General features: G+C 32.5%; 27 protein-coding genes. 22 read left to right on the top strand and 5 right to left on the bottom strand.

Annotated elements, in window-relative coordinates:
- Positions 1–20 precede the first annotated feature (20 nt).
- From SBL15_RS09030 to SBL15_RS09000, 7 genes are all read left to right on the top strand, one after another.
- Positions 21–344, top strand: coding sequence for a PH domain-containing protein (locus SBL15_RS09030; RefSeq protein WP_011275088.1), 324 nt, complete (start codon positions 21–23; stop codon positions 342–344).
- Positions 345–830: 486 nt separating this feature from the next.
- On the top strand, positions 831–1,175 hold the full coding sequence (locus SBL15_RS09025) for a transcriptional regulator, SarA/Rot family (RefSeq protein WP_317955794.1): 345 nt from the start codon (positions 831–833) through the stop codon (positions 1,173–1,175).
- 160 nt (positions 1,176–1,335) lie between these two features.
- Positions 1,336–2,478: an acyl-CoA dehydrogenase family protein gene (locus SBL15_RS09020; RefSeq protein ID WP_182477443.1), complete on the top strand. Its 1,143-nt coding sequence runs from the start codon at positions 1,336–1,338 to the stop codon at positions 2,476–2,478.
- Between the two features lie 310 nt (positions 2,479–2,788).
- On the top strand, positions 2,789–3,706 hold the full coding sequence (locus SBL15_RS09015; protein WP_037535953.1) for an ABC transporter substrate-binding protein: 918 nt from the start codon (positions 2,789–2,791) through the stop codon (positions 3,704–3,706).
- Between the two features lie 101 nt (positions 3,707–3,807).
- Positions 3,808–4,758: a nucleoside hydrolase gene (locus SBL15_RS09010; protein WP_182477442.1), complete on the top strand. Its 951-nt coding sequence runs from the start codon at positions 3,808–3,810 to the stop codon at positions 4,756–4,758.
- Between the two features lie 68 nt (positions 4,759–4,826).
- On the top strand, positions 4,827–5,375 hold the full coding sequence (locus tag SBL15_RS09005; protein ID WP_053016643.1) for a biotin transporter BioY: 549 nt from the start codon (positions 4,827–4,829) through the stop codon (positions 5,373–5,375).
- A 34-nt stretch (positions 5,376–5,409) separates the two neighbouring features.
- Positions 5,410–6,174, top strand: coding sequence for a GNAT family N-acetyltransferase (locus SBL15_RS09000; RefSeq protein WP_107611835.1), 765 nt, complete (start codon positions 5,410–5,412; stop codon positions 6,172–6,174).
- A 35-nt stretch (positions 6,175–6,209) separates the two neighbouring features.
- Here SBL15_RS09000 and fdhD read toward each other — a convergent pair whose 3' ends face one another.
- Positions 6,210–7,004 carry a formate dehydrogenase accessory sulfurtransferase FdhD gene (gene fdhD / locus SBL15_RS08995; protein ID WP_107611834.1) on the bottom strand — a complete coding sequence of 265 codons (795 nt, stop codon included), beginning with the start codon at positions 7,002–7,004 and terminating at the stop codon, positions 6,210–6,212.
- Positions 7,005–7,205: 201 nt separating this feature from the next.
- Here fdhD and modA point away from each other — a divergent pair, with 201 nt between their 5' ends.
- The 5 genes from modA (at position 7,206) to SBL15_RS08970 (ending at position 11,023) form a co-directional block, all read left to right on the top strand.
- The gene (gene modA / locus SBL15_RS08990; RefSeq protein ID WP_037535964.1) at positions 7,206–8,000 is read left to right on the top strand and encodes a molybdate ABC transporter substrate-binding protein; all 795 of its coding nucleotides are present in this window, start codon (positions 7,206–7,208) and stop codon (positions 7,998–8,000) included.
- Between the two features lie 12 nt (positions 8,001–8,012).
- Positions 8,013–8,684 carry a molybdate ABC transporter permease subunit gene (gene modB, locus SBL15_RS08985; RefSeq protein WP_011275097.1) on the top strand — a complete coding sequence of 224 codons (672 nt, stop codon included), beginning with the start codon at positions 8,013–8,015 and terminating at the stop codon, positions 8,682–8,684.
- Positions 8,685–9,290 carry an ATP-binding cassette domain-containing protein gene (locus SBL15_RS08980; protein WP_107611833.1) on the top strand — a complete coding sequence of 202 codons (606 nt, stop codon included), beginning with the start codon at positions 8,685–8,687 and terminating at the stop codon, positions 9,288–9,290.
- A 210-nt stretch (positions 9,291–9,500) separates the two neighbouring features.
- Positions 9,501–10,505, top strand: a complete 1,005-nt coding sequence (locus tag SBL15_RS08975; protein WP_107611832.1) for a ThiF family adenylyltransferase — start codon at positions 9,501–9,503, stop codon at positions 10,503–10,505.
- Between the two features lie 11 nt (positions 10,506–10,516).
- Complete coding sequence (locus tag SBL15_RS08970) at positions 10,517–11,023, top strand: molybdenum cofactor biosynthesis protein B (RefSeq protein ID WP_107611831.1); 507 nt, start codon at positions 10,517–10,519, stop codon at positions 11,021–11,023.
- A gap of 107 nt (positions 11,024–11,130) precedes the next feature.
- On the opposite strand, the gene moaC is transcribed toward SBL15_RS08970, so the two are convergent.
- The gene (gene moaC / locus SBL15_RS08965; protein WP_011275101.1) at positions 11,131–11,613 is read right to left on the bottom strand and encodes a cyclic pyranopterin monophosphate synthase MoaC; all 483 of its coding nucleotides are present in this window, start codon (positions 11,611–11,613) and stop codon (positions 11,131–11,133) included.
- 62 nt (positions 11,614–11,675) lie between these two features.
- Here moaC and glp point away from each other — a divergent pair, with 62 nt between their 5' ends.
- The 7 genes from glp to SBL15_RS08930 all read left to right on the top strand — a co-directional run bounded on the left by glp (position 11,676) and on the right by SBL15_RS08930 (position 16,394).
- Positions 11,676–12,935, top strand: coding sequence for a gephyrin-like molybdotransferase Glp (glp, locus tag SBL15_RS08960; protein WP_107613251.1), 1,260 nt, complete (start codon positions 11,676–11,678; stop codon positions 12,933–12,935).
- On the top strand, positions 12,932–13,402 hold the full coding sequence (mobB, locus tag SBL15_RS08955; RefSeq protein ID WP_037558600.1) for a molybdopterin-guanine dinucleotide biosynthesis protein B: 471 nt from the start codon (positions 12,932–12,934) through the stop codon (positions 13,400–13,402). Before glp ends, mobB begins: the two co-directional genes overlap by 4 nt.
- Positions 13,403–13,408: 6 nt before the next feature.
- Positions 13,409–13,858: a molybdenum cofactor biosynthesis protein MoaE gene (locus tag SBL15_RS08950; protein WP_107611829.1), complete on the top strand. Its 450-nt coding sequence runs from the start codon at positions 13,409–13,411 to the stop codon at positions 13,856–13,858.
- A gap of 1 nt (position 13,859) precedes the next feature.
- Positions 13,860–14,093: a molybdopterin converting factor subunit 1 gene (gene moaD, locus SBL15_RS08945; protein ID WP_037535979.1), complete on the top strand. Its 234-nt coding sequence runs from the start codon at positions 13,860–13,862 to the stop codon at positions 14,091–14,093.
- Positions 14,094–14,099: 6 nt separating this feature from the next.
- A complete protein-coding gene (mobA, locus tag SBL15_RS08940) occupies positions 14,100–14,705 on the top strand; it encodes a molybdenum cofactor guanylyltransferase MobA (protein WP_037535981.1) in 606 nt (201 codons plus the stop codon).
- 13 nt (positions 14,706–14,718) lie between these two features.
- Positions 14,719–15,741, top strand: coding sequence for a GTP 3',8-cyclase MoaA (moaA, locus tag SBL15_RS08935; RefSeq protein WP_053016652.1), 1,023 nt, complete (start codon positions 14,719–14,721; stop codon positions 15,739–15,741).
- 299 nt (positions 15,742–16,040) lie between these two features.
- Positions 16,041–16,394 carry a SarA family transcriptional regulator gene (locus tag SBL15_RS08930; protein WP_011275108.1) on the top strand — a complete coding sequence of 118 codons (354 nt, stop codon included), beginning with the start codon at positions 16,041–16,043 and terminating at the stop codon, positions 16,392–16,394.
- A 55-nt stretch (positions 16,395–16,449) separates the two neighbouring features.
- Here the strand turns inward: SBL15_RS08930 and SBL15_RS08925 are convergent, their stop codons facing one another.
- Positions 16,450–17,655, bottom strand: coding sequence for an MFS transporter (locus SBL15_RS08925; RefSeq protein WP_107611828.1), 1,206 nt, complete (start codon positions 17,653–17,655; stop codon positions 16,450–16,452).
- A complete protein-coding gene (locus tag SBL15_RS08920; protein ID WP_037535988.1) occupies positions 17,652–18,089 on the bottom strand; it encodes a MarR family winged helix-turn-helix transcriptional regulator in 438 nt (145 codons plus the stop codon). The genes SBL15_RS08925 and SBL15_RS08920 overlap by 4 nt, the downstream gene beginning before the upstream one ends.
- Positions 18,090–18,265: 176 nt before the next feature.
- Here SBL15_RS08920 and SBL15_RS08915 point away from each other — a divergent pair, with 176 nt between their 5' ends.
- Positions 18,266–19,027 (top strand): VOC family protein, encoded by a 762-nt coding sequence (locus SBL15_RS08915; RefSeq protein ID WP_317955789.1) that lies wholly within the window; start codon positions 18,266–18,268, stop codon positions 19,025–19,027.
- Here the strand turns inward: SBL15_RS08915 and SBL15_RS08910 are convergent.
- Complete coding sequence (locus SBL15_RS08910; RefSeq protein WP_107611826.1) at positions 19,024–19,275, bottom strand: hypothetical protein; 252 nt, start codon at positions 19,273–19,275, stop codon at positions 19,024–19,026. The two genes, SBL15_RS08915 and SBL15_RS08910, sit on opposite strands and share 4 nt — an antisense overlap.
- Positions 19,276–19,438: 163 nt before the next feature.
- Between SBL15_RS08910 and SBL15_RS08905 the strand changes: the two genes are divergently transcribed.
- Together SBL15_RS08905 and SBL15_RS08900 are read left to right on the top strand one after the other, a co-directional pair.
- A complete protein-coding gene (locus tag SBL15_RS08905) occupies positions 19,439–20,698 on the top strand; it encodes a lipid II:glycine glycyltransferase FemX (RefSeq protein ID WP_107611825.1) in 1,260 nt (419 codons plus the stop codon).
- Between the two features lie 137 nt (positions 20,699–20,835).
- Positions 20,836–24,018: an efflux RND transporter permease subunit gene (locus SBL15_RS08900; RefSeq protein ID WP_317955787.1), complete on the top strand. Its 3,183-nt coding sequence runs from the start codon at positions 20,836–20,838 to the stop codon at positions 24,016–24,018.
- The last annotated feature ends 15 nt before the right edge of the window (positions 24,019–24,033 follow it).

Below are 24,033 nucleotides of genomic sequence, written 5' to 3'. Positions count from 1 at the left end.
TAAGTAAGGAGAATGAATTCATGATTCTAGATAATGTGAATCCCAACGATTTGTTTCCAACAGAGTCAAAAGGCCCTTCAGTATTAGGCGTCATTGAGTATAATGTTCAAGGCCAAAGTGAATTTGAAGGAGCATTTATTGCTACTTCTGAAAGACTAATTATGAATGTAGATATGAATGGTCAATTCTATTATAGAAATATCCCATATAATGAAATAGAAGAAATACATTTTGATGGCACAGATATTGTGTTTACTTTTAATATTGGGAAAGTACCAATGAAACAAATCAAAACAAAAGACGTTAAAGCATTCGTTGATTATGTGGAGTCTAAAATTAAATAATCAAAAAGTTGAATAATATCTAAAATACGCTACTATGATTCTAAAGGAAGCAACGCTTGTTATAGTTATATTATTATTACAATTAGCCGAGGCTAAAAAAACATGTGAGTCTGGAACGTAAATAATATAATGATGCTACTTTGCAGATTCGCAGTAGCTGACTGACCTGAGAAGACGCTTAAATGATGCTTTTCTCAGTTCGGGTCATTCTAGTAGGGGTGGGACGACGAATTTAAAAAGAATTCTGTCCCAGTCCTCTTTTTTATCTCCAAATGAATACCTATTGTGACTAATTGATTATATATAATTTAATTGATGTAACTTGTTATTGATAATTAATATCATTTTAATTTCATAAAAATATTGAAATATTATACATAAATGTTATAAAATAAATTTTATAGCATAAGAAATGTTTGGTAAGTAATAAATAGTAGACATGAACCTTGTAGCAACAAGACGTACATCAGAGGAGTGGTTTAGAATATGGGACAAATTAAAGACATCAATGATTTAGTTAACGCAACATTTCAAGTTAAAAAGTTCTTCAAAGATACTAAAAAGAAATATAATTTAAATTATGAAGAGGTTTATATTTTAAATTATATTGTGAGAAGTAAAACGAATGAAATAACTTCAAAGGAAATTGCAACGTATTCAGAGTTTAAACCTTATTACTTAACTAAAGCATTACAGAAGTTAAAAGATTTACAGTTACTTTCAAAAAAACGTAGCATACAAGATGAAAGAATAGTTATTCTTTATGTAACAGATGAACAACGAGACAAAATTAATAAACTGATTGCTGAATTAGAGAAGTACATTAAGTAATCAACGTTTATTCATAAAAGACTTAAGCTTTGAGAGATTCAATCTCATTGACTTAAGTCTTTTTGTGTTTATAATCCCTTAAGTGGTTAACTTCCAATTTGTAATGTCGAGTGATAAACTAGGTTTAAATAATAATGACAATGAACAGGTGATATAATTGATCGATTCAGTTCTGATTAATACAGATATTCAAAAGAAATGGATAAAAAAATTTCAATCAATAGAAGAGACGTTTAAAGCAAGAGCAACAGAGAATGATAAACAGTCTAGGTTCCCTTATGAGAATATTGAATGGCTAGTTAAAGAAGGTTATAGCTTACTAACGCTACCGGTAAAATATGGTGGAGAAGGTGCCACTATTGAAGATATGGTTGTTTTGCAAACATATTTAGGTGCTATTGACGGAGCAACAGCATTATCTATTGGTTGGCATTTAAGTGTTATAGGACAAATATATGAACAAACGATGTGGAATCAGGATATGCTTAATCGCTTTGCAAAAGATATCGAAAATGGAGCTCTTGTTAATCGAGCGGTAAGTGAAGCGGATACAGGAAGCCCAACTCGCGGAGGCAGACCTGCAACACACGCAGTAAAACAAGATGACGGTTACTTATTAAATGGTGTTAAAACGTTCACATCAATGAGTAAAGCATTGACCCATTATATTGTAGCTGCATATGTAGATGATTTACAGGAAGTAGGTTTCTTCTTAGTACCAAGAGAATTTGATGGTGTAGAAATTGCAGATAATTGGAATATGGTAGGTATGAGAGCTACAGAAAGTCACGATTTAGTATTGAATGATGTATGGATACCTAAAGACTTTTTCGTAGAGTCAAAAAGAAAGCCACAACCGAATGGCTGGATATTACATATTCCAAGCACATATTTAGGAATTGCACAGGCGGCAAGAAATTATGCTATAGACTTTGCGACAAGTTATGGTCCGAATAGTATAGAAGGAACTATTAGTCATTTACCAACTGTACAACAAAATATTGGGAAAATGGAGTCTTTACTTTTATCAGCGCGTCACTTTTTATGGAGTACCGCAAAAGGATATAATTGTTCAGAAAATCAACCGCACTTATGGAATGAAACATCTGCTAGTAAAGTGCTAGTGATGAATCAAGGGTTAGAAGTTGTTGACTTAGCGATGAGAATTGTTGGTGCAAAAAGTCTGGAAATGGATCGTCCGTTACAACGCTATTATCGAGATATGAGAGCTGGATTACACAATCCACCAATGGAAGATGCAGCATACACTAATATAGCGAAATCTTTATGTAATTTATTTTAAGAGAATAATAACTATAGATTTTAGGGAGTAGGACAGAAATAATATTTTCTCAAAATTTATTTCGTTGTCCTACCCCGTCAAGGATGACTAGGTTTGAAAAAAGCTTGATTCAAGCGCATTTTCAAATCAGTCAGCTACTGACAAAATGATAAAGTAGGCTGAGACATTTTATTTTGTCCCAGCCTCTTTTTTATTTCAAAAATTATTAAAATTTTTATTTCACAAATTATTAAAATTTTTATTGTAAATAATGAAGTAGTAGTATATAATTTTTGATGAAATTGATAATCGTTTTCAACAGGAGGATGTTATGAAAAAGTTAATTTTACCTTTACTTGTTCTAATCATCGTTTTAGCTGCATGTGGTAATAATGGTGGTTCAGGTAAATCCGATTCAAAAGAAGAAACAAAATCATATAAATTAGATAGTGGGAAAACTATAAAAATCCCTAAAGATCCTAAACGTATTGCGGTAGTAGCACCTACATTTGCGGGTGGTTTACATAAATTAGGCGCAAATATTGTTGCAGTAAATAATCAAGTTGATCAAAGTCCAATTTTAAAAGATAAATTTAAAGACACGACTAAAATTGGTGAAGCTGACGTTGAGAAAGTTGCTAAGAAAAAACCTGATTTAATTATTGTTTACTCTACTGATAAAAACATTAAAAAATATCAAAAAATTGCCCCAACAATTGTAGTTGATTATGGAAAACATAAATATTTAGAACAACAAGAAATGCTAGGTAAAATTATGGGTAAAGAAGACGAAGTTAAAAAATGGGAAGACAAATGGAAGAAACAAACTGAAAAAGATGGAAAAGAAATCAAAGATGCAATTGGTAAAGATTCAACAGTTTCTATCTTAGATGAATTTGATAAAAAAGTTTACACATATGGCGATAACTGGGGTCGTGGTGGCGAAGTATTATATCAAGCCTTTGATTTAAAAATGCCTAAAGGCCAACAAGATTTAGTTAAAAAAGAAGGCTGGGCTGAAGTAAGCCAAGAAAAAATTGAAGACGTAGCTGGCGATTATATCGTATCAACTGGTGAAGGTAAATCTAAACCAAGTTATGAAACAACTAATATATGGAAAAATTTACCTGCAGTGAAAAATAATAACGTTATTGAAGTTAAAGCTGAAACATACTGGTATAATGACCCTTATACGCTTGACTTTATGAGAAAAGATTTAAAAGACAAGTTACTTAAAGCTAGTAAATAAAATATAAAAACGATAATCAATTAATTATGTTATTTAAGCTATGATTACATATAATGTAGTCGTAGCTTTTTTAAATTTACAAATGTATGTAAGGAGGAAACATTTTGCGTAAAGTATATTTTAATCACGATGGTGGAGTAGATGATTTAATATCTTTGTTTTTATTATTACAAATGGATGATATCGAATTAGTAGGTGTTAGTACTATAGGAGCAGATTGTTATTTAGAACCTTCAGTCAGCGCTTCATGTAAAATTATAAATCGATTTTCTAATAATTCTTTACAGGTTGCGCCGTCCTATGAACGTGGGGCTAATCCTTTTCCAAAAGAATGGAGAATGCATGCATTCTTTATGGATGCGTTACCCATATTAAATGAATCAACTACCAATGAACAGTCTACCATCAGTGATGTAGAAGCGTATGAGGACATTATCAGAGTGTTAAGTCAATCAAGTGAACCTGTAACTTTACTATTTACTGGACCACTAACAGATTTGGCTAAAGCGCTTAAAATTGAACCTAGCATTCAAAATAATATTGAAAAATTAGTTTGGATGGGTGGAACGTTTCTCGAAAAAGGTAACGTAGAAGAGCCTGAACATGATGGAACAGCTGAGTGGAACGCGTTTTGGGATCCGGAGGCGGTTAAGACAGTATTTGATAGTGAGATAGCGATAGATATGGTAGCTTTAGAAAGCACCAATCAAGTTCCGTTAACCTTAGACATTCGACAAATGTGGGCTGATGAACGTCAATATCCAGGTGTAGATTTTTTAGGTGTTAGCTATGCTGCAGTACCACCTTTGACACATTTTATTACAAATTCTACATACTTCTTATGGGGTGTTTTAACCACTGCTTATATAGGGAAACCTGATTTAGTTCAATATAAATCATTGAATGTAGATGTAGAATTTAAAGGTCCTAGTCAAGGCCGTACATTTATTAAAGAAAGTGGGCGTCCTATCAAAGTTGTCACCGATGTTAAGCATGATGACTTCTTTAATTATATTACTGATTTAGCTAAAAAAGTAGATTCTCCTTCTTAAATGTAAACTTTTTATTTTATAAAGTTTACATTAGTGGTATAATCATTCTCGTAGAAGGAGGATACAACATGAATACACGAAATTTAGTTTACACAGCTTTAATGACAGCAATTATTTGTGTTTTAGGATTGGTACCAGGAATCCCGCTTCCAATTATGCCAGTACCTATTGTTTTACAAAATATAGGCATATTTTTAGCAGGTATTATTCTAGGAAAAAAATATGGGACACTGAGTGTCATCGTCTTTTTATTATTAGCTGCTGCAGGTTTACCAGTTCTATCTGGTGGACGTGGAGGAATCGGAGTATTTGCGGGACCATCAGCCGGATTCTTATTCTTATATCCAGTAGTTGCATTTGGTATAGGATTAGTGAGAGACCGATACTTTAATAAAATTAACTTCGCGATATTGTTAGTCGCTACTTTAGTTATTGGTGTATTATTCTTAGATATCGTGGGAACGATTATTATGGGCTTCATTATAGATATCCATGCAAGTAAAGCATTCTTATTGTCATTTACATTTATACCTGGAGATATTATTAAAGCCATTATTGCAAGTTTAATTGGCGTAACACTTCTAAATCATTCACGCTTTAAAAGTTTGATACAATAAATTTATCAAGCTAACAAGGTGGGTGAATATAGCAATGTCAAATATATCAATACATAATATTGCTCAAGATGGGCATTTATATCATGAAGATAAGCAGAAAATTATTTATTTAACACCTTCAGAACCGCTTAAGTATGATACGAATAAGTGGTTTTATAAAGAAATGCCCACATTAGATCAGTGGTTCAAGGATATGACCTCTCAATGTGAACTGCATCAAAAACAGCATTCAAATCACTTAGCGTTTACTTTTCCAGAGAATGAAAGATTAAGCCAAGAGTGGATAAATGCAATTAAAGATAGAGGTTTTCAATTAGGCATACTTGAATTCTATATTATAGAAGGAACTGAATTAACACAGCTAACTAGTAGAAATGATGTAGACATTAAAGAAGTTGATGAAAGCAATATAGAAGATTATTTGAATATCTATTATTCATTTGCCTTGCCCTATGGTAAACCATTTGCTATTGAAAGTGTCAATAATGCAAGACAAACCATCCTACAAAAAAAAGACGATAAAAAACGATTAGTTGCTTATGTTGATAATGAACCAGTAGGGACTGTTGATGTTATTATTACTGACGAAACTATTGAAATTGATAGTTTTGGTGTAATTGAGCAATTTCAAAGACAAGGTATTGGATCAACAATACAAGCATACATAGGTGACTTAGCAAATGAACGACCAGTTATACTTGTAGCTGATGGAGAAGACACAGCAAAAGATATGTATTTAAAACAAGGTTATACGTATCAAAGTTTTGTTTACCACATAGTTAAAGAAGAAGTTAATTAAATAAACCACAGAGTAGTTTAAACTAATTATTCCAACTACTCTGTGGCTTTAATACGTTCAGGGTGACTATAAACATTAAAACTTCCATCTCTAATAAAGCCAATAGCAGTAATATTTAAATCGTTGGCTAATGTAATAGCTAAAGTCGTAGGTGCGGATTTAGATAATATAACGCCTACACCTATTTTAGCTGCCTTTAATAATATTTCAGATGAAATACGTCCACTAAATATAAGCACCTTATTTCTTACAGGAATACGTCTTTCAAGACAAAACCCATATAGCTTATCAAGTGCATTATGGCGACCAATATCTTGTCTATGTTCGAAAAATTCATCACCATCGCTAATGGCGGCATTGTGCAACCCACCAGTTTGTTTAAATAATGTACTTGCAGTTTGTAATCCAGTCATCATATTGAGTACTTGTTTAGGAGTTAAGGTTATTTTTGACATTGAGGTTTTAGCTATTGCCGCATCATTGTGAAAGTAAAATTCTCTACTTTTTCCGCAACAAGATGCAATCATGCGTTTAGTAGAGTATTCAAAGCGATTGCCTAAATCTTTAGTTAACTCTACATGCGCAAAGCCTTTGCTATCATCTATTTGTAAGGATTTTATTTCTTCTTTTTTATAAATAGCTCCTTCTGAGGCTAAAAATCCAACTACAAGTTCTTCCATATGTGTAGGGCTACAAATAACCGTTGCGAATTCCGTACCGTTTACATTGATTGTCAATGGAAATTCTGTAACATAACTATCTGTTGTATTTATTAATTGTCCATCTTCATAGCGGATAATAGATTGCCCCTGTAACACATCTTTGTTCATTTATATTTCTCCTTTAGGGATATGTAATTCTATATTAAAACTTTTAGTCACAATTTGAAAAGATTTAAATTGCATATAAATAATTAATAGTATATTAAATACATTTAATAATATGGAGATTAGGTGAATTTTTATAATTTATATCTTTCAAAAGATTAAGACTAGCGTATAATATAATGTATAAAAGGAGGGGTTTATGAAATGAATATTAAACATTTCATGGCAGTAATTGTCACATTAGTTATTATTTTAGCAGGATGTTCAAATTCTGGTAGCAATGATAGTGGCAATAAATCATCTGATTCAAATAAAAAAGATAATGACAAAAAGCAAGAATTACAAATTTCGGCTGCCGCGAGCTTAGGTGATGTTAGTAAAGCATTAGAAAAAGAATTTAAAAAAGATCATAAAAATGTTGATGTAAGCTTTAACTATGGTGGTTCAGGCGCATTAAGACAACAGATTGAAAAAGGTGCTCCAGCTGACGTATTCATGTCTGCAAATACTAAAGATGTTGATATGTTAAAAGACAAAGACAAAGCACACGATACATATAAATACGCTCATAATAAACTTGTCTTAGTCGGAGATAAAAATAGCGATAAATCATCAGTTAAAGATTTAAAAGATAATGAAAAATTAGCGATTGGTGAAGTTAAAACAGTTCCAGCAGGTAAATATGCGAAACAATACTTAGAGGATCAAGGTTTATACGGTGAAGTTAAAGATAATTTAGTTTACGCTAAAGATGTTAAACAAGTATTAAATTATGTTGAAAAAGGCAACGCTGAAATGGGCTTTGTTTATGAAACTGATTTATATACTGATAAAAAGAAAACAGATAAAGTAAACGAAATTAAAGAAGCGGAACTTAAAAAACCAATCACTTACGAAGCAGGTGCTACTTCAGATAAGAAACTTGCAAAAGAGTGGATGGACTTCTTAAAATCTAAAAAAGCAAAAGATATCTTGAAAGAATATCATTTTGAAATTTAGGAGGTAATAAGTATGCCTGACATTACACCTTTTTGGATTTCGATTCAAGTGGCTGTCATAAGTACCATTATTGTATCAGTACTAGGTATCTTTGTTTGCCGGTTGCTTTATAAAGGAAAAGGGCATCTTACTAAACTCCTTGAAAGTTTTATATTATTACCCATTGTTCTACCTCCCACGGTGCTAGGGTTTATTTTACTTATAATATTTTCTCCTAGAAGTGTTGTAGGACAATTTTTTGAAAACATACTACATCTTCCAGTAGTATTCACAATGACAGGTGCAGTAATTGCATCTGTCATTGTTAGTTTTCCGTTAATGTATCAACACACTATTCAAGGATTTAGAAGTATTAACCCGAAAATGCTAAATACTGCTCGCACCATGGGGGCAAGTGAGAATAAAATATTCTATCGTCTAATTTTACCTCTATCTAAACGTTCAATTATAGCGGGTATAATGATGAGTTTTGCACGTGCAATAGGTGAATTCGGTGCAACATTAATGGTTGCAGGCTATATACCCAATAAAACTAACACGTTACCACTTGAAATTTATTTCTTAGTTGAACAAGGTAGAGAGAATCAAGCTTGGTTATGGGTGCTTGTGTTAGTTGCATTTTCAATTACGGTAATTGGTGTATTGAATTTTGCGAATAAAGATAAATATAGGGAGGTAGAGTAGATGTTAGAGTTAAAGATTCAATATCAATTAAAAAAGACATTTATTGATATTAACATTAACGATACAGTCCCTAAAATTTACGCAATACGAGGGCCTTCTGGAATAGGTAAAACCACAGTGCTAAATATGATAGCAGGCTTAAGAACCCCAGATAAAGCCTATATCAAAATCAATGACAGACTGATTACTGATACTGAGCATAAAGTTAATATGAAAATACAAAATCGCAAAATTGGCTATTTGTTCCAAGATTACCAATTGTTTCCTAATATGACAGTTTACAAAAATATAACTTTTATGTCTAAACCATCTGTCCATATAGATGATTTAATGGATCGACTAAATATTCATCATCTAAAAGAGCAATATCCATCGACACTTTCTGGCGGAGAATCTCAACGTGTTGCTTTAGCTCGAACACTAAGTACAAAGCCAGACTTGATTTTATTAGATGAGCCATTTTCAAGTCTAGATGATGCAACGAGAGGTGAAGGAATAAAGTTAATTAAACGTATTTTTAAAGAATGGAAAATACCAATCATCTTTGTCACACATTCTAATTTTGAGGCTGAAGTATTGGCTGATAAAATTATTAAGATAGGTTAATTAAAGCTAGATTGGGATGAAAATAATAAAATTTTAGCGTTATAGCGAATTTATGATTATTATCTAAGTTAATAAGGCACTTATAATAGACTTTTTAAATCTAGTCAACATTGCGGGGGTGGGCCGAAGAATTCATATTGTATTCTGTACCACTCCCGCTTTGTTCGATATAATGATAGAAATGGATATTAACTAGAGAGGGCAATGAATATGACGAGTGAACGTTATTCTAGACAAACTTTGTTTAAAGGAATAGGACACGAAGGACAACAGAAAATTAGTCAAAAACATGTACTCATTGTTGGTATGGGAGCGTTAGGAACTCATGTTGCTGAGGGTCTCGTTCGTGCGGGAATCAAAACACTTTCAATTGTAGATAGAGATTATATTGAATTTAGCAATTTACAACGACAAACATTATTTACTGAAGAAGATGCTAATACTATGTTCCCTAAAGTTGTAGCAGCGGAACGCCATTTAAAAGCATTGCGCCATGACTTGAAACTAAATACTTTTATCACACATGTCGATTATTATTTTTTAGATAAGTATACTAAACATGTAGATCTTATTATTGATGCGACAGATAATTTTGAAACAAGACAATTAATTAATGACTTTGCTTTTAAAGAGAATGTACCTTGGATATATGGGGGTGTCGTGCAGAGTACTTATATAGAAGCAGCATTTATTCCAGGAGAGACACCTTGTTTCAACTGTTTAATGCCTCAACTACCAGCAATTAATTTAACTTGTGACACTGTAGGTGTTATACAACCTGCTGTTACGATGACTACAAGTTTTCAATTGCGAGATGCCTTTAAATTATTAACTGAGCAATCAGTGCCTACTAAATTAACTTATGGAGATATATGGGATGGTCAACATTTTACATTTGGTTTTAGCCGTATGTTTAGAAAAGAGTGTCCAACATGTGGTTCAAATCCATCCTTTCCTTATTTAAATAAACAGCATACATTATATGCAACGTTATGTGGTAGAGATACAGTACAATATGATAATGATAAAATTTCCCAGGAAATGGTACGTGAATTTCTTAAGCAACATCACCTTAATTATCGAGAAAACAAATATATGATAATGTTTGAATATAAAGGACATCGAATTGTTAGTTTTGAGGGTGGACGAATGCTTATACATGGTACAACGAAGACGTTAGATGCCATTCATTTAATCAATCAATTATTCGGATAGGAGTGGAATTAATGCATCAACATGATCATGCGAAAGTAGATAGAATAATTCAATGTGCAGTTTTGACTGTATCTGATACTAGGGATAAAGAGATGGATAAAGGTGGTCAACTTGTCCAAACTTTAATACAAGATATCAATGTCGAAGTATTAAATTCAAACTATGCTATTGTCAAAGATGATAAAGTAGCTATTCAATCTCAAATTGAACAATGGTTGGCATCTGATATTGATGTCATAATTACAACTGGTGGAACTGGCATTGCACAAAGAGATGTTACGATAGAAGCGGTTAAGCCATTTTTGGATAAAGAAATCGAAGGTTTTGGAGAATTATTTAGATATTTAAGTTACACAGAGGATGTCGGAACTAAAGCATTGTTATCAAGAGCAGTAGCTGGTTCAGTGAAGAACAAATTAATTTATACTCTACCAGGATCTACTGGAGCTGTGAAATTGGCTATTGAAAAGTTAATCAAGCCAGAATTAAACCATATGTTGCATGAATTGAATAAATAATAAAATAGTCATGGATTTAAACTTAAATGATAGGTTTCCCTAATTGAAGTTTTGCATCCATGACTTTATTATTTAAATTGAAACATTATATGAGCGCTCGAAATAACTTAACGACGATAGTCACCAGATTTGCCACCTGATTTTGATTCAAGGTAAGTCTCACCGATAATCATACCTTTATCGACTGCCTTTGTCATATCGTAAACAGTTAAAGCAGTTGCAGAAGCGGCTGTTAATGCCTCCATCTCAACGCCTGTTTTTCCAGTAGTGGAGACAATAGCCGTGATATTTAATGTGTATGTAGTATTATCATTAATTTGCCAGTTAAATTGAACATCTATACCTGTTAAAGGTAGAGGATGACACATAGGTATAATCGTCGATGTGTTTTTAGCTGCCATAATACCAGCAATTTGTGCAGTGTTAAGTACATTGCCTTTTTTATTAGTATTATCTATAATTTGTTGATAAATTGTTTCATTAACAGTAATGCTAGAATGAGCTTGAGCAGTACGTTTAGTAATATTTTTATTTGATACATCTACCATTTTAGCATTACCTTGTTCATTGATATGAGTGAATTTTGACATAATAACCCTCCTGATAGGGTTAGTATATCATGATTTTAAATTATAATTTGGAGATGATAAGTATGTCAGTTGAAAAAAGAAACCCAATACCAGTTAAAGAAGCGATAAATCGTGTTGTTCAACAGGATATATATTTGAATACTACAGAAGTGAAGTTAGAAGATAGCTTAGGATATGTACTTGCGGAGGATATTGTTGCAACTTATGATATTCCTCGTTTTAATAAATCACCTTATGACGGGTTTGCTATTCGAAGTAAAGATTCTGCTGGTGCATACTCAGAAAATCGTAAACGATTCAAAGTGATTGATCATATAGGCGCAGGTTCAGTTTCAGATAAAATACTAGGTCAAAATGAAGCAGTACGTATTATGACAGGAGCCCAAATTCCAGAAGGTGCAGATGCAGTAGTCATGTTTGAACAAACAGTTGAGGATGGAGATACCTTTACAATACGTAAGTCATTTGAAGCAAATGAAAATGTATCTCTTAAGGGTGAAGAAACAACAACAGGTGATATTGTCTTGAAAAAAGGTCAAGTCATTAATCCAGGTGCAATAGCCGTTCTAGCAACATATGGTTACTCTAAAGTTCCTGTGACACAACGCCCAAGTATTGCAGTCATTGCAACTGGTAGTGAGCTATTAGATGTGGATGATGAGTTAAAACCAGGTAAAATACGCAATTCAAATGGTCCAATGATCAAAGCACTATCTGAAAAAGCTGGATTAAACGTTGAAGCATATAAAATTCAACAAGATGATTTGCAAAGTAGTATTTCAGTTGTCAAAGATGCCATGTCAAAACATGACATCGTAATTACTACGGGTGGCGTTTCTGTTGGAGATTTTGACTATCTACCTGAAATTTACAAAGCTGTAAATGCAGAGGTATTATTTAATAAAGTTGCAATGAGACCAGGTAGTGTAACAACCGTAGCTGTTGCAAATGGGCAATATTTGTTTGGTTTATCAGGTAATCCATCAGCTTGTTTCACTGGATTTGAATTATTTGTCAAACCTGCGATTCAACATATGATGGGGGCAACTGCCTATTACCCTCAAGTTGTTAAAGCTACTTTAATGGAAGATTTTACTAAGGCGAATCCCTTTACTCGTTTTATTCGAGCATCTGCTACATTTTCACAGAGTGGTGCGACAGTAGTGCCATCTGGATTTAATAAATCTGGTGCAGTAGTAGCAATTGCACATAGCAATTCAATGATTATGATGCCAGGGGGCACTAGAGGATTTAAAGCAGGTCATACAGTTAATGTTATTTTAACAGAATCGAATGTCTATGAAACGGAAATGACACTATGATTTTGCAAATAGTTGGTTTTAAAAATTCAGGAAAAACAACCTTGATGCAACACACGATACAATTTTTAAAATCTTATGGTTACACAATAGCTACAATCAAGCACCATGGCCACATTGGTGAGGATATAACACTTCAAGAAGACCATGTAGATCATATGAAACATTTTAATGCTGGAGCAGATCAGAGTATTGTGCAAGGTGAACACTATCAACAAACTGTCACGCGTGCATATAAACAAAATCTTACTCAAATGATTGACCAATCTGTTACAATTGATTGTAATATCATTTTGGTTGAAGGGTTTAAAGATGAACATTTTGATAAAGTGGTCGTCTATCAGACTACTGAAGAATTAGAACGGTTAAAGCAATTAACCGGTGTTAAATATTGTTATGATGTTCATGATAAACATGCGTTATCACACTATGATAATTGGTTATTACAATGGATAGAGCAAAGGGATTGACATTAAATGAAACAATTTGAAATCGTTACTGAACCCATCCAAACAGAACAGTATCGAGAATTTACTATAAATGAACACCAAGGTGCTGTAGTTGTATTTACAGGACATGTAAGAGAATGGACTAAAGGTATTAAAACAGAATATTTAGAATACGAAGCATATATACCTATGGCAGAGAAAAAATTAGCACAAATAGGTGATGAAATTGAAGCGCGTTGGCCAGGAACGATTACAACAATTGTTCATCGCATTGGGCCACTTCAAATTTCAGATATAGCGGTGTTAATTGCAGTTTCATCACCCCATCGTAAAGATGCATATAGAGCTAACGAATATGCTATTGAACGTATCAAAGAAGTCGTTCCAATTTGGAAAAAGGAAATTTGGGAAGACGGTGCAGAGTGGCAAGGACATCAAAGAGGTAGCCACGATCTAGCTGCTAAAGGAGAGGACTAACGTGAAGGTATTATACTTCGCTGAAATAAAAGAAATGTTGCAAACTGATAGTGAAACAATTGATATTAATGAATCAATTAACGTTGATGCTTTTAAACAAAATCTGTTTGAGAGACATCCTTCAATTAAATCTAAAAAGTTTCAGGTTGCAGTAAATGAAGAATTTGTACAGGATGAGGATATCATACAACCAACAGACACTGTTGCATTGATTCCTCCAGTAAGTGGAGGTTAACGGGAAATGAAAGCAATTATTTTAGCAGGTGGTCATTCAGAACGTTTTGGTAAGGCAAAGGCATTTGCCGAAATAGATGGACAATTATTTTACCAACGAATTGTTCAAACCTTACAAGAGACTAATATGTTTAATGATATTATTATAAGCACCAATGATCAATTAGCTAATCAATTTAAACATGACAATGTTATTATAGATGACGCTAACAATAAAGATAAAGGGCCACTTGCCGGTATTCATACTGTAATGAAACAATACAACGATGAAGAACTGTTTTTTGTAATATCTGTTGATACCCCTATGGTAACAGGTAAGGCTATTAGTGCTTTATACCAATTTCTAGTATCAAGACTCATAGAAGATCAAATTGATATAGCTGCTTATTCTGAACATGATCGAGTTATACCAACTATAGCCTTTTATCATCCAAATTGTATAAACGTTATGAATGAAGCTTTAGCTTCGAATGACTATAGTCTACGACATGTTTATAATAATGTGACGACGGAATGTTTAGATGTTACTAACATACAATCACCTGAATATTGGTATAAAAATATCAACTATCAAGAAGATTTAGATGACTTGAAACAACAGATAAATCATTAAGGAGGGTCCATTTATGGTTGCACAAATCAAAGATAAATTAGGTCGACCCATTCGCGATTTGCGTATCTCAGTAACAGACCGTTGCAATTTTAGATGTGACTATTGCATGCCTAAAGAAATCTTCGGTGATGACTATGTATTCCTACCTAAAGATGAGTTATTAACGTTTGAAGAAATGGTTAGAATCGCGAAAGTTTATGCAGAACTTGGTGTGAAGAAGTTACGTATAACTGGTGGCGAACCACTACTTAGACGAAATTTATATCAACTTATAGCTGAGTTAAATCAAATTGATGGTATTGAAGATATCGGTATGACCACTAATGGTCTATTATTAAAAAAACACGGACAAAAATTATACGATGCCGGTTTACGTCGCATTAATGTTAGTTTAGATGCCATAGATAATGAAGTGTTCCAAGCGATAAATAATCGCAATATCAAAGCAACTACCATTTTAGATCAAATTGATTACGCCGTTTCTATTGGTTTCCATGTTAAAGTAAACGTTGTAATTCAAAAAGGTATTAATGATGATCAAATTATTCCAATGGTAGATTACTTTAAAGATAAGAATATTGAAATCAGATTTATCGAGTTCATGGATGTAGGTAATGATAATGGCTGGGATTTTAGTAAAGTTGTAACTAAAAATGAGATGCTAGATATGATTGAGTCTCATTTTGATATTGAACCAGTACCCCCCAAATATTTCGGAGAAGTAGCGAAGTACTATAAGCACAAAGATAATGGCGCTCAATTTGGTTTAATTACAAGTGTGTCAGCATCATTTTGTTCTACTTGCACGAGAGCACGATTATCATCTGATGGAAAATTTTATGGATGTTTATTCAGCACTGTTGAGGGCTTTAATATTAAATCATTTATACGATCAGGCGTAACCGATGATGAATTAAGAGAACAACTTATTAGCTTGTGGAATGTTCGAGATGATCGATATTCAGATGAACGTACAGAGCAAACGGTTAAAAATCGACAACGCAAGAAAATTAATATGAACTACATCGGTGGTTAGGTAACATCTCTAGCAATGGTTATGACTATTGCTAGAGTTTTTTATTTTTGGAAAATATATACAATTAATACTTTAAATTTAAAGTAAATCATTATTGAATGTAATACCTATGATTAAAGAATATGATTATCATAATAGCATTGAGTATATGAATAACTGAATTTGTATTAAACATTAATCGGAAAATAAATAAAATTTGTAATAGATTAAATTGTGTATATGTTATATAATTTTATTAAGGAAATTCAATTTATAAAGCTATAACTACATCTTAGAATTTACATTGGAGGGCTTTAATTATGACAACAGAAAAAGTACAACGTTTTATTGCAGCAGAAAGAGAATTAAGCCAGTTGAAACATTGGTTAAAATCATCGTACAAAATTTCAATAGAGGAATTTGTAGTGTTATTTAAAGTTTATGAAGGTAAGAAAATTAGTGGTAAGGAGTTACGAGATACATTACATTTCGAGATGTTGTGGGACACAAGTAAAATTGATGTAATTATACGTAAAATTTATAAGAAAGAACTCATTTCTAAATTACGATCTGAAACTGATGAACGACAAGTATTTTATTTCTTTAATGCAACGCAACAGAAATTACTTGATAAAATGAAATCTGAAATTGAAGCAATTAGTATTGCTAATTAATAGATTATAAAAAGCGCTGGAAAATATTGACATATTTTCTAGCGCTTTCTACATATTAATTTAATTGTGTTTTAACTTTTCGTCCATGAACAATAAAGTAAAGTACGGTGCTAAGTGCAGCGACGATGGCCATAATGACATAAACTTCTGTATAACTAATGAAACCTGTGAATAAGCCTAATAAAGATGGACCAAATCCTATACCTATATCTAGACCAATAAAGTAAGTTGAAGTTGCAATCCCATATTTATTAGTAGGTGATACTTTAATTGCAATAGCCTGCATAGATGATGATAAATTACCATAACCAATACCTAAGAAGACACCAGCTAGTAATAACATCCATCCACTATAACTGAATACTAATACTATAAAAGTAATGATAAGTGCGATAAATGCAGGATAAACGACAACATTTTCTGTACGTGCATCAATCATTTTACCTGCAATTGGACGTGTAATTAAAGAAGCGATCGCGTAACAAATAAAGAAGTAACTAGATGCTTCTAATAAATGACGTTGTTCAGCAAAAAATTTCAAGAAAGTCAGTATTGAAGCATAGTTCAGTGCAATGATCATCATAACTATTGATACTGGTACTGCTTCTTTTGCAATGAAGTTGTGTATATTAAAGCCTGATGCTTTAGCAATTTTAGCATCTGTATTATTATGAACAGCATCAAAATCAATTTTAATAAATAGTGAAATTATTAAACTGATCACACCTAAAACTAAACATATAGCAAATAGTAAATTGATAGAGAATGATTTTAATAATAAGATACCGAAGAATGGGCCTATAGCTGTACCAAGTACTAAACTAAGTGAAAATAGACTAATACCTTCGCTCTTACGCTCAACCGGTGTGACATGTGCTGCAATAGTACCAGTTGCAGTAGTAGCTATAGCAGTCGCAATCCCATTAATTAGACGTACGAACATTAAGAATGTGATTGATCCAGGGATGAAGTAAAGTAATTGTGTAATCACAAGCAATAATAATCCAGTAATTAATATTTTCTTTGGACCAAATTTATTTACATATTTACCAGTTCCAAATCTACCTATTAAAGAACCAATAATAAATAATCCTACTACTAATCCAGCTAAACTATCTGAGGCGTGATAAGTTGTCTTACTGTAATCAGCGATAATTACTAATAAAAGATACATACACAAATAAACGAAAAAATTGATTGAGAAATTAACTGTAAAACTTTTCGTGAAAATAGGCTGTTTTACACTCGTATTCTGAGTCATTCTGATTCCTCCTCTAAAAATGCATGATGAAGTTTGTTCATTACTGAAATAACATTTTCAAGTTCCACGTCAGATAATCCAGCATTTTCAATAAGCTCACGCTGAACTGGTAATATCTTACGATAAACGTCTTCATATAATGTTTGACCTTTATCAGAGAGACTTAGTAACTTCTCACGCTTATCTTCCTTACTTGGTTCTACAATTAATAACTCTTTATCAGATAACACTTTAATAATTTTACGTGTAGTGGGTTTTTCAATAAAACGACGTTTAGAAATATGAACTAAGGTCGTTGGAGAGGTACTGGCAATATCTCTTAATATCAACCATTGACCAGGATGTAAATCAAATTGGTCCAGTATAGATTGCGTTCGTTTCATATATGGACGGTATAAACCAATGAAACTGTTAAAAAATTCATTTGTTAACATAATATACTCCTTTCAACAAGTTAGCTTTGCTAACTATTTTAAGACAAAAAATATTATATGACGTATTTTAAAAAAATGCAATACTAAATCAATAAGATACGTGAATAAAAGAAGTAATCTTACAAGAAGTTTGATAAGATAGATGCAAGTCGAACAATTAAAGGGGAATACGATCAATGGAACTCAGATTTGACCATATTATTCATTATGTAGACAACCTTAAAAACTTTAAATATCCAGGAGATATTCTGAAAATTAGTTCTGGTGGCAAACATCACAAATTTGGAACATTCAATCGTTTATCATATATTAATGAAAATTACATAGAATTGATAGATGTAGAAGATAAAGAAAAATTAATTAAAGAATCTAAAACAGAAGAAGGTCGTGTTGCTTTTGCGACTAAAATCGTTCAAGACCATTACAAACAAGGGTTTAAAACAATTGCATTAAGAACATCAAATATTGCATTGATAAAAAAATCTTTAGAAGAACGTAACATTGATACGATTGGACCAATAGAAATGCATAGAGAGAATAAAAAAGGTGATAAAGTAAATTGGAAATTACTTTACATTGCAGACCCTGATTACATGGTAAAGCCTCCATTTTTCATAGAATGGGATGAAAGGGAAGAAGTGCACAATCAGAAATTAGACCCGCTTTTCCAAAAACAATTTAAAATCCATAAAATAATTATTGATAGTGAAAAACGCTCTAAAACACTATCTAAATGGAAAAAATGGTTCGATGTGACTATTCTTGAAGAAGGAGAAAATTATACAGATGTACAATTAACGGTAGACCATATTATTTACCGTATTCAAGATGGTAAAACGTCAGGCTATAATACGATTATATTTAAAGATACAGAAACGACTGCACCTTACTCAATTATTACGAAAGGTGCGAAATATCGATTCGAGCCTGAAGGTTAGTATAGATAAATATAAGTACTATGGGCGATAAGTGCCATATGAACGATTGAAAGTATTAGAGATAGTATGCTGAGATATGTAGTCACTTTAGACTTCCTTAAAAGTAAGAAAAAGATAGTTAAGACGAACGACAGTCCAACGAACATTACTCTTAAACTAAAATATGAAACTGTTAAAGGTTGAGTCATAGTGACAACAATAGCTATCGTGTTAAACAAAATAAATAGTATTAATAATAAATATCGCATGTTAAACCTCTTTTTAAAGACTAATTTAAAATTTTAAGTTTTTATAGTATATCAAAAATTTAAAACTAGAAATAATATTTTAATCGCACGGCGAGTTTGTCGACACTCAAAACATGACATTGTATAATTATAATTAATGTAAAGAAAAAGGAGTTTTTATAGCATGGAAAAGATGAATATCACTAACCAAGAGCATGATGCGTTTGTGAAAGCTCATCCTAATGGTGATTTATTACAGTTAACAAAATGGGCAGAAACTAAACGCCTAACAGGATGGTATTCAAAGCGTGTGGCAGTGGGCGAAGATGGTGAGATTAAAGGTGTAGGTCAATTATTATTTAAAAAGATACCTAAACTACCATTCACGCTTTGTTACGTTTCTCGTGGCTTCGTAACGGATTATAGTGATAAAGCTGCATTGGAACAGTTATTAGAAGAAACTAAAAAAGTAGCTAAAGCAGAAAAAGCCTATGCTATTAAAATTGATCCAGATGTAGAAGTAGACAAAGGTATAGATGCACTTAAAAATTTAAATGCGCTAGGTTTTAAACATAAAGGTTTCAAAGAAGGATTGTCTAAAGACTATATTCAACCACGTATGACAATGATTACGCCAATAGATAAATCAGATGAGGAAATATTCCAAAGTTTTGAGCGCCGTAATCGTTCTAAAGTAAGACTCTCATTGAAACGTGGTACTAAAGTTGAACGTTCAAATCGCGATGGACTTAAAAATTTCGCTGAATTAATGAAAATAACAGGAGAACGTGACGGCTTTTTAACACGTGATTTAAGCTATTTCCAAAATATTTATGACTCATTACATGAAGATGGCGATGCTGAATTATTCCTTGTGAAATTAGAACCAAAACCTGTCTTAGATGATATTGATAATGAACTTAAGGAACTTGGAAACGAAAAAACGCAACTTCAAAATAAATATGAGAGAAAGCAAGATAAAAAGACTAAAAATAAATTAAACGATGTCGAATCTAAAATTCAAAAATCTATTGAAAGAAAAGACGACATGACTGACTTATTAGCAAAACATCCTAATGGAATTTATTTATCTGGTGCATTGTTAATGTTTGCAGGATCTAAATCATATTATTTATATGGTGCTTCATCGAATGATTACCGTGACTTCTTGCCTAACCATCATATGCAATATGAGATGATGAAGTTTGCGCGTGAACATGGCGCTAAAACATATGATTTTGGTGGAACTGATAATAACCCAGATAAAGACTCTGAACACTACGGTTTATGGGCATTTAAACGTGTCTGGGGCACTTATTTAAGTGAAAAGGTAGGGGAATTTGACTATGTATTAAATCAACCCCTTTATCAATTAATTGAACAAGTTAAACCACGATTAACAAAAGCTAAAATTAAAATTTCTCGTAAATTAAAAGGCAAATAGTCATTAACGATTAAATTTAAATCTGAACGATTCCACAATAACCATTGTGACGTCAGATTTTTTTAGGATAATAGGAATGATTAAAAAATAAAGAAATTATAGCTTTTTAAAAGAAAAAGAATGGGGGAAGTAAATAAGTGATAAAGAAGATGTTAACGTTCTCGTTGGGAAATAAATTCGCAATTTTCTTAATGGTTGTTTTAGTAATATTAGGAGGCATATATTCTAGTGCTAAATTAAAATTAGAATTACTTCCAGATGTTGAAAATCCAGTTATATCTGTACAAACAACAATGCCAGGTGCTACACCTCAAACAACCCAAGATGAGATTAGTTCTAAAATTGATAACCAAGTACGATCTCTAGCATACGTTAAAAGTGTAAAAACACAGTCGATACAAAATGCATCAATTGTAACTGTTGAATATAATAACGGTACAGACATGGATAAAGCTGAAGAAGTATTAAAGAAAGAAATAGATAAATTAGACTTTAAAGATGGGGTTAGTGAGCCAGAATTAACACGAAATTCCATGGATGCTTTCCCAATCGTAGCTTATTCATTTACTAATAAGAATGATGACTTAAAAACCACAACAAAAGAAATTAATGACCAACTTATTCCTAAATTACAAACCGTTGATGGCGTTCAGAATGCTCAACTTAATGGTCAAACAACGAGACAAGTTACATTGAAATTTAAACAAAACAAATTAGATGAAGCGGAACTAACAGCTGATGACGTAGAAAATTACATAAAAACAGCAACTCGAGAAACACCTCTGGGATTGTTTCAATTTGGAAAAAATGAAAAATCCTTAGTAGTGGATGGACAATTTAAATCTGTTAAAGCACTTAAAGATTTAGAAATCCCATTAACAATAAGTGGCCAGAGTCAATCAGGCAGCAATGATGATCAATCAAGTAGTGAGATGAGTAGTACTGGAGATAATGCATCATCTTCAAGTTCTCAATCTCAAATGAGTAATCAATCTCAAGCTTCAAGTGGAGAAATGCCAAGCGTACCATTAAATGAATTAGCAACAATAACTGTAGGAGATGAACGTGAGTCAATTTCTAAGACGAACGGAAAAGATGCAGTTAATGTACAAATTATGAAAGCACAAGATGCTAACACAGTTCAAGTTGCTAAAGAAGCTCAAAAGAAAATTGATGAATTTGTAAAAAATAATGATGACATAAAAGCTACGAAAACCATGGATACTGCTAAACCAATTGAAGATTCATTATATACAATGGTTGAAAAAGCAGCTTTAGGAACGATAGTCGCAATTATAGTTATCTTATTATTCTTGAGAAATATTAGAACAACGGCTATCTCAATTGTTTCCATTCCTCTTTCGATTTTAATAGCACTTATCGCATTAAAATTAAGTGATGTATCGCTAAACATTTTGACATTAGGTGCATTAACAATTGCTATCGGTCGTGTGATAGATGACTCAATTGTTGTTGTAGAGAATATTTATCGAAGATTATCAGATTCTAAAGAAGAATTGTCTGGCAACAATTTAGTCATTAGTGCAACAAGAGAAGTATTTAAACCGATTTTGTCTTCAACAATCGTTACTATAATCGTGTTCTTACCACTAGCATTTGTGTCAGGTTCAGTTGGTGAAATGTTTAGACCTTTCGCATTAGCAATTGCATTTAGTTTATTAGCATCTTTACTTGTATCCATTACTGTGGTGCCAGCATTGGCTTCTACATTTTTTAAAAAAGGTATTAAGTTAAAACGTAATTCACAACATCAGAATGATAGAGGACTAGGTGTTGTAAGCAAGAGTTATCGTAAAATTTTAAATTGGTCATTAAATCATAAATGGATAGTCTTAATTATTAGTGTCGTTATTCTAGTAGGAAGCATTGCGTTAGGTGGTGCAAAATTAGGTACAAGCTATATTTCAACAGGTGATGACAAATTCTTAGCCGTAACCTATACACCTAAACCCGGTGAAACTGAAAAAGCTGTTTTAGATCATGCAAAGCAAGCGCAGAAATATTTACAATCCAAGGATAAAGTAAAAACAGTTCAATATTCAGTGGGAGGTCCTTCACCAGCAGACCCAACTGGTAGTACGAATAGTATGGCTATTATGGTTGAATATGACAAAGATACACCTAACTTTGAAGAAGAGCCTGATAAAGTTATCTCGCATTTATCAAAAATGAATCAACCAGGTGAATGGAAAAATCAAGACATGGGTAATGGTTCTGGTAATGATTCAGTTGAAGTTACAGTCAAAGGGCCATCTACGAATGCAATTAAAGATACAGTTGCTAAAGTAGAGCAAAAGATGAAATCAGTAAACGGAATCACCAATGTAAAATCAGATTTATCGCAAACCTATGATCAATATGAAATTAAAGTAGATCAAAATAAAGCAACAGAGAAAGGTATTTCTGCAGGACAATTAGCATTAAATTTAAATGAGAATTTGCCTGAAAAGACGATTACTACAGTTAAAGAAAATGACAATAAAGTCGATGTCAAAGTAAAACAAAACAAGCAGACGGATTGGTCTCGAAATAAATTAAATAATATGGAATTAAAATCACCAACAGGTGAAACGGTAAAACTTAAAGATATAGCCGAACTAGAACGTACAACTACGCCAAGTAAATTAGTTCAAGAAGATGGTGACTACGCAACAACTGTTTCCGGTAAAATTACTGATTCAGACGTAGGTGGTGTATCTAGTAAGGTAATGAATAAAATCAATAATATAGATAAACCAGACAACGTTAAAGTTAATGTGGGTGGTGCTACTGATGACATTAATCAAGCGATGACGCAACTGGCATTCGCCATGTTAGTCGCTATTGTTATCGTATATTTAGTATTAGTCATCACATTTAAAGGTGGCTTAGCACCTTTCACAATACTATTCTCACTACCATTTACTATTATTGGTGTCGTATTAGCATTATTGATTACAGGTGAAACAATATCTGTTCCAAGTTTAATTGGAATGTTAATGTTAATTGGTATCGTAGTAACCAATGCCATAGTGTTAATTGATCGTGTGATAACAAATGAACATGAAGGTATGTCAATGAAGGAGGCATTGTTAGAAGCGGGAGGCACTCGTATTAGACCAATTCTTATGACTGCCATTGCAACAATTGGTGCATTATTGCCTTTATTATTTGGACAAGATAGCTCAATATTGATTTCAAAAGGTATGGCAGCAACTGTAATCGGAGGATTGATTTCATCTACACTTCTTACATTAATTGTTGTTCCCGTAATTTACGAAATTCTCTTTACACTTAAAGGTAAGTTAACAAGAAAATAAAAAACAAAAGAGGCT

Source organism: Staphylococcus sp. NWU MKU2 (genome assembly GCF_033283605.1).
In the GTDB taxonomy this organism is placed as follows: domain Bacteria; phylum Bacillota; class Bacilli; order Staphylococcales; family Staphylococcaceae; genus Staphylococcus; species Staphylococcus haemolyticus.
The sequence above is the reverse complement of the archived record's forward strand: the minus strand, read 5'-3'. Positions and strand labels throughout refer to the sequence as shown.

What these genes read in the sequence shown, in the direction of transcription:
- SBL15_RS08970 (WP_107611831.1), top strand. Translation starts at nt 10,517, where the DNA reads ATGCATCAACATGATCATGCGAAAGTAGATAGAATAATTCAATGTGCA.
- SBL15_RS08975 (WP_107611832.1), top strand. Translation starts at nt 9,501, where the DNA reads ATGACGAGTGAACGTTATTCTAGACAAACTTTGTTTAAAGGAATAGGA.
- SBL15_RS08920 (WP_037535988.1), bottom strand. Translation starts at nt 18,089, where the DNA reads ATGTTAACAAATGAATTTTTTAACAGTTTCATTGGTTTATACCGTCCA.
- SBL15_RS08910 (WP_107611826.1), bottom strand. Translation starts at nt 19,275, where the DNA reads ATGCGATATTTATTATTAATACTATTTATTTTGTTTAACACGATAGCT.
- SBL15_RS09000 (WP_107611835.1), top strand. Translation starts at nt 5,410, where the DNA reads ATGTCAAATATATCAATACATAATATTGCTCAAGATGGGCATTTATAT.
- SBL15_RS08930 (WP_011275108.1), top strand. Translation starts at nt 16,041, where the DNA reads ATGACAACAGAAAAAGTACAACGTTTTATTGCAGCAGAAAGAGAATTA.
- SBL15_RS09025 (WP_317955794.1), top strand. Translation starts at nt 831, where the DNA reads ATGGGACAAATTAAAGACATCAATGATTTAGTTAACGCAACATTTCAA.
- SBL15_RS09005 (WP_053016643.1), top strand. Translation starts at nt 4,827, where the DNA reads ATGAATACACGAAATTTAGTTTACACAGCTTTAATGACAGCAATTATT.
- SBL15_RS09015 (WP_037535953.1), top strand. Translation starts at nt 2,789, where the DNA reads ATGAAAAAGTTAATTTTACCTTTACTTGTTCTAATCATCGTTTTAGCT.
- moaA (WP_053016652.1), top strand. Translation starts at nt 14,719, where the DNA reads ATGGTTGCACAAATCAAAGATAAATTAGGTCGACCCATTCGCGATTTG.
- mobB (WP_037558600.1), top strand. Translation starts at nt 12,932, where the DNA reads ATGATTTTGCAAATAGTTGGTTTTAAAAATTCAGGAAAAACAACCTTG.
- SBL15_RS08980 (WP_107611833.1), top strand. Translation starts at nt 8,685, where the DNA reads ATGTTAGAGTTAAAGATTCAATATCAATTAAAAAAGACATTTATTGAT.
- SBL15_RS09030 (WP_011275088.1), top strand. Translation starts at nt 21, where the DNA reads ATGATTCTAGATAATGTGAATCCCAACGATTTGTTTCCAACAGAGTCA.
- modA (WP_037535964.1), top strand. Translation starts at nt 7,206, where the DNA reads ATGAATATTAAACATTTCATGGCAGTAATTGTCACATTAGTTATTATT.
- SBL15_RS08950 (WP_107611829.1), top strand. Translation starts at nt 13,409, where the DNA reads ATGAAACAATTTGAAATCGTTACTGAACCCATCCAAACAGAACAGTAT.
- fdhD (WP_107611834.1), bottom strand. Translation starts at nt 7,004, where the DNA reads ATGAACAAAGATGTGTTACAGGGGCAATCTATTATCCGCTATGAAGAT.
- moaC (WP_011275101.1), bottom strand. Translation starts at nt 11,613, where the DNA reads ATGTCAAAATTCACTCATATCAATGAACAAGGTAATGCTAAAATGGTA.
- mobA (WP_037535981.1), top strand. Translation starts at nt 14,100, where the DNA reads ATGAAAGCAATTATTTTAGCAGGTGGTCATTCAGAACGTTTTGGTAAG.
- SBL15_RS08925 (WP_107611828.1), bottom strand. Translation starts at nt 17,655, where the DNA reads ATGACTCAGAATACGAGTGTAAAACAGCCTATTTTCACGAAAAGTTTT.
- SBL15_RS08905 (WP_107611825.1), top strand. Translation starts at nt 19,439, where the DNA reads ATGGAAAAGATGAATATCACTAACCAAGAGCATGATGCGTTTGTGAAA.
- modB (WP_011275097.1), top strand. Translation starts at nt 8,013, where the DNA reads ATGCCTGACATTACACCTTTTTGGATTTCGATTCAAGTGGCTGTCATA.
- glp (WP_107613251.1), top strand. Translation starts at nt 11,676, where the DNA reads ATGTCAGTTGAAAAAAGAAACCCAATACCAGTTAAAGAAGCGATAAAT.
- SBL15_RS08915 (WP_317955789.1), top strand. Translation starts at nt 18,266, where the DNA reads ATGGAACTCAGATTTGACCATATTATTCATTATGTAGACAACCTTAAA.